Annotated in this window: 10 protein-coding genes; all 10 read left to right on the top strand. The window is 63.6% G+C overall.

Annotated elements, in window-relative coordinates:
- Window positions 1–174: uL14 family ribosomal protein (locus EN745_RS31010; RefSeq protein WP_189363215.1), on the top strand; the 174-nt coding region annotated here is incomplete at its 5' end.
- A gap of 12 nt (window positions 175–186) precedes the next feature.
- The gene (gene rplX, locus EN745_RS31005; protein ID WP_126054440.1) at window positions 187–501 is read left to right on the top strand and encodes a 50S ribosomal protein L24; all 315 of its coding nucleotides are present in this window, start codon (window positions 187–189) and stop codon (window positions 499–501) included.
- Window positions 494–1,072 (top strand): 50S ribosomal protein L5, encoded by a 579-nt coding sequence (rplE, locus tag EN745_RS31000; protein WP_126054441.1) that lies wholly within the window; start codon window positions 494–496, stop codon window positions 1,070–1,072. The genes rplX and rplE overlap by 8 nt, the downstream gene beginning before the upstream one ends.
- A 26-nt stretch (window positions 1,073–1,098) precedes the next feature.
- Window positions 1,099–1,404 carry a 30S ribosomal protein S14 gene (rpsN, locus tag EN745_RS30995; protein ID WP_126054442.1) on the top strand — a complete coding sequence of 102 codons (306 nt, stop codon included), beginning with the start codon at window positions 1,099–1,101 and terminating at the stop codon, window positions 1,402–1,404.
- A 13-nt stretch (window positions 1,405–1,417) separates the two neighbouring features.
- Window positions 1,418–1,816: a 30S ribosomal protein S8 gene (rpsH, locus tag EN745_RS30990; RefSeq protein WP_126054443.1), complete on the top strand. Its 399-nt coding sequence runs from the start codon at window positions 1,418–1,420 to the stop codon at window positions 1,814–1,816.
- Window positions 1,817–1,905: 89 nt separating this feature from the next.
- Window positions 1,906–2,439, top strand: coding sequence for a 50S ribosomal protein L6 (gene rplF, locus EN745_RS30985; protein WP_127423004.1), 534 nt, complete (start codon window positions 1,906–1,908; stop codon window positions 2,437–2,439).
- Window positions 2,440–2,529: 90 nt separating this feature from the next.
- Entirely contained in the window at window positions 2,530–2,889 is a 360-nt protein-coding gene (gene rplR, locus EN745_RS30980) for a 50S ribosomal protein L18 (RefSeq protein WP_126054445.1), read from the top strand.
- 77 nt (window positions 2,890–2,966) lie between these two features.
- Window positions 2,967–3,536 carry a 30S ribosomal protein S5 gene (gene rpsE, locus EN745_RS30975; RefSeq protein ID WP_027046810.1) on the top strand — a complete coding sequence of 190 codons (570 nt, stop codon included), beginning with the start codon at window positions 2,967–2,969 and terminating at the stop codon, window positions 3,534–3,536.
- Between the two features lie 25 nt (window positions 3,537–3,561).
- On the top strand, window positions 3,562–3,759 hold the full coding sequence (gene rpmD / locus EN745_RS30970; protein ID WP_006205449.1) for a 50S ribosomal protein L30: 198 nt from the start codon (window positions 3,562–3,564) through the stop codon (window positions 3,757–3,759).
- A gap of 22 nt (window positions 3,760–3,781) precedes the next feature.
- On the top strand, window positions 3,782–4,255 hold the full coding sequence (gene rplO / locus EN745_RS30965) for a 50S ribosomal protein L15 (RefSeq protein ID WP_127423003.1): 474 nt from the start codon (window positions 3,782–3,784) through the stop codon (window positions 4,253–4,255).
- Window positions 4,256–4,269 lie beyond the last annotated feature (14 nt).

Genomic DNA, 4,269 nt, shown 5'->3' with positions numbered 1-4,269 from the left:
GCCAAGGACATCCGACGCCCGGACGGCAGCGTGATCCGTTTCGACAAGAACGCGGCCGTTCTCGTCGACAACAAGAAAGAGCCGATCGGCACGCGTATCTTCGGACCGGTTCCGCGCGAACTTCGCGCCAAGAACCACATGAAGATCATCTCGCTCGCGCCTGAAGTGCTGTAAGGAGCCGGACCAATGCAGAAGATCAGAAAAGGCGACAAGGTCGTCGTGCTTGCCGGCAAGGACAAGGGCCGTTCGGGCGAAGTTCTGTCGGTGCAGCCGAAGGAAGACACCGCGCTGGTGCGCGGCGTCAACCTGATCCGCCGTCACCAGAAGCAGACCCAGTCCCAAGAGGGCGGGATCATCACCAAGGAAGCGCCGATCCACCTGTCGAACATCGCGCTGGCCGACCCCAAGGACGGCAAGCCGACCCGCGTCGGTTTCACCATCCAGAAGGACGGCAAGAAGGTGCGCGTCGCCAAGCGTTCGGGAGAAGTCATCAATGGCTAAGGCTGAAACCAAGCAGGCGGCTGCCAAGAACGAGCCGCGCCTCAAGAAGGTTTATAACGAGACCATCCGCAAGGCGCTGCAGGAGCAGTTCGGCTACGACAACGACATGCAGGTTCCGCGCCTCGACAAGATCGTGCTGAACATGGGCGTCGGCGAGGCGACCGGCGATTCGAAGAAGCCTTCGGTCGCGGCCGAGGACCTCGCGATGATCGCCGGCCAGAAGGCCGTCGTCACCCGCGCCCGCAACTCGATCGCCGGGTTCAAGGTGCGCGAGAACATGCCGATCGGCGCCAAGGTCACGCTGCGCAAGGAACGCATGTACGAGTTCCTCGATCGCCTCGTGAACATCGCGCTGCCGCGCGTCCGCGACTTCCGCGGGCTGAACCCGAAGAGCTTTGACGGCCGTGGCAACTATGCCATGGGCATCAAGGAACACATCGTGTTCCCGGAGATCAACTACGACAAGGTTGATCAGGTCTGGGGCATGGACGTCATCGTTTGTACGACGGCGAAGACGGACGACGAAGCCAGGGCTCTGCTCAAGGCTTTCAACTTCCCCTTCCGCCAGTAACGGCAGCGAAAAAGGAAAAATCTGAAATGGCAAAGACCAGCTCAGTCGAGAAGAACAACAGGCGCCGGAAGCTTGCGGACCAATATGCCGCCAAGCGCAAGGCACTGAAGGCCATCGTCATGGATCAGTCCAAGCCGATGGAAGAGCGTTTCCGCGCCCAGTTGAAGCTGTCGGCACTGCCGCGCAACTCGGCCAAGATCCGCATCCGCAACCGCTGCGAAGTCACCGGCCGCCCGCGCGCCTACTATCGCAAGCTCAAGGTTTCGCGTATCGCGCTTCGCGATCTTGGCAACAACGGCCAGATCCCGGGCCTGGTCAAGTCGAGCTGGTAAGGAGGACATTGAGATGTCATTGAGCGATCCTCTCGGCGATATGCTGACCCGCATCCGCAACGCCTATGGCCGTAAGAAGTCGAGCGTCTCGACCCCGGCTTCGCGTCTGCGCACCCGCGTCCTCGACGTGCTGAAGGCAGAAGGCTATATCCGCGACTACAGCCAGACCGACTTCGAGAACGGCAAGTCCGAAATCGAGATCGAGCTGAAGTATTTCGACGGCGCGCCGGTCGTGCGCGAAATCGCCCGTGTCTCGAAGCCGGGCCGCCGCGTCTATGTCTCGGCCAAGTCGATCCCGCAGGTCGCCAACGGCCTCGGTATCGCCATCCTTTCGACGCCGAAGGGCGTGATGGCCGACCACGAAGCCCGCGAGCAGAACGTCGGCGGTGAAATCCTCTGCCAGATCTTCTGATCTGGCGCGTGATATCGAAAGCGGTATCCGGTTTTCGGGAATGCTCGAAAACTGGACCCTGAACCTAGAGAAGTGACGAGGACAACAAAATGTCTCGTATTGGAAAGAAACCCGTTTCGCTGCCGCAGGGCGTGACCGCGACCGTCAACGGCCAGACCGTGACGGCGAAGGGCCCCAAGGGTGAGCTGAAGTTCGTGGTCAACGACGAAGTGCTGGTCAAGCTGGAAGGCACCGAGATTGCCGTCCAGCCGCGCGACCAGACAAAGACCGCCCGCGCCAAGTGGGGCATGTCGCGCACGCAGATCGTCAACATCCTGCAGGGTGTGAAGGACGGCTTCGAGAAGCGGCTCGAGATCACCGGCGTCGGTTATCGCGCCGTCATGCAGGGCAAGAACCTGCAGCTTGCGCTTGGCTTCAGCCATGACGTGGTCTACGAGACCCCGCAGGGCATCACCATCACGGTGCCGAAGCCGACGGAAATCACGGTCACCGGCATCGACAAGCAGCAGGTCGGGCAAGTTGCCGCCGAGATCCGCGAGTACCGCGGTCCCGAGCCCTACAAGGGCAAGGGCGTGCGCTACGCCGGCGAGAAGATCGTCCGCAAGGAAGGCAAGAAGAAGTAATCATCGCAACGCCGCGGGGCGCGACCGCGGGAGGCATCTTCGCCTGCCGCACAGGGTTGCCCCCGTTTTCTGAAGGCAAGGAACAGTACCATGGGCTCGAAAGAATCCACCCAGCGCCGCGCTCAGCGCGTGCGTCGCCAGATCAAGAAGGTTGCGGGCGAGCGTCCGCGTCTCTCGGTCCATCGCACCTCGAAGAACATCTACGTCCAGGTCATCGACGACGCCAAGGGCCATACGCTGGCCGCCGCCTCGACGCTGGAGAAGGACCTCAAGGGTTCGCTCAAGACAGGCGCCGACACCGCGGCTGCCGCGGCTGTCGGCAAGCTGATCGCCGAGCGCGCCTCGAAGGCCGGTGTCAAGGAAGTCGTCTTCGACCGTGGCCCGTACATCTATCACGGCCGCGTCAAGGCGCTGGCCGAGGCCGCCCGCGAAGGTGGTCTGAGCTTCTGATTTTTCACCGCCGGCGACCCGAAAGCGGCGCCGGCATTGCAGCAACCGTGCTTCCGGAAAAGAACAAGGAACAGGATATGGCACAGGAACGTAGGGAAGGCGGCCGCGGCCGCGAGCGTGAGCGCGAAGAGCGCGACGACGGCATGGTGGACAAGCTAGTCCACATCAACCGCGTCGCCAAGGTTGTGAAGGGCGGCCGGCGTTTCGGGTTTGCCGCGCTCGTCGTCGTCGGCGACCAGAAGGGCCGTGTCGGCTTCGGCCACGGCAAGGCGCGCGAAGTGCCGGAAGCGATCCGCAAGGCGACCGAGTCGGCCAAGCGCGACATGATCTTCGTGCCGCTGCGCTCGGGGCGCACGCTGCATCACGACGTCGAGGGCCGCTGGGGCGCCGGACGCGTTCTGCTGCGCGCCGCCAAGCAGGGTACCGGCATCATCGCCGGCGGCCCGATGCGCGCCGTCTTCGAGACGCTCGGCATGCATGACGTGGTCGCCAAGTCGATGGGTTCGTCGAACCCCTACAACATGGTTCGCGCCACCTTCGACGCGCTGAAGAGCCAGATGCATCCGAAGGATGTGGCTGCCGCGCGCGGCATCAAGTACTCGACCCTTCAGGCCCGCCGCGGCACCGCCGTCGCGGCTGAAGAATAGTCGACGCTGACCAGGGATCCAGACCATGGCCAAGAAAGCTACCAAGACCATCACCGTCGAGCAGATCGGCTCGCCGATCCGCCGGCCGAAGGAGCAGCGCGCCACGCTGGTCGGCCTCGGCCTCAACAAGATGCACAAGCAGCGCACGCTGGAAGATACGCCTTCCGTGCGCGGCATGATCGCTGCCGTCCAGCATCTCGTCCGCGTCGTGGACGAGGGCTGAGCAGAAGCGCAGGAGAACGAAGATGAAACTCAACGATCTGCGTGACAAGGACGGCGCCACGCACTCCAAGAAGCGTCTGGGCCGCGGCATCGGCTCCGGCTCGGGCAAGACAGGCGGCCGCGGCGTCAAGGGCCAGAAGGCACGCTCGGGTGTGGCCATCAACGGCTTCGAGGGCGGCCAGATGCCGCTTTACCGGCGCCTGCCGAAGCGCGGCTTCAACAACCTGTTCGGCAAGAGCTTCACCGTCGTGTCGCTGGCCCGCATCCAGGCCGCGCTCGACGCAAAGAAGCTCGACGCCCAGGCGACGGTGACGGCCGAGGCCCTCATCGCGGCCGGCGTCATCCGCCGCGCCAAGGACGGCGTGCGCATTCTGTCCGACGGCGACCTCAAGGCGAAGCTCGCCTTCGACGTGGCCGGTGCCTCCAAGGCCGCGATCGAGAAGATCGAGAAGGCCGGCGGCTCGGTGAAGGTGCCGGAAAAGGCTGCCGCAGAGTAACGGCGATTTAAAGC

It is taken from the genome of Mesorhizobium sp. M4A.F.Ca.ET.022.05.2.1, from assembly GCF_003998845.1.
GTDB lineage: Bacteria > Pseudomonadota > Alphaproteobacteria > Rhizobiales > Rhizobiaceae > Mesorhizobium.
Note: the sequence above shows the minus strand (reverse complement) of the source record. Positions and strands in the feature narration are given on the sequence as shown.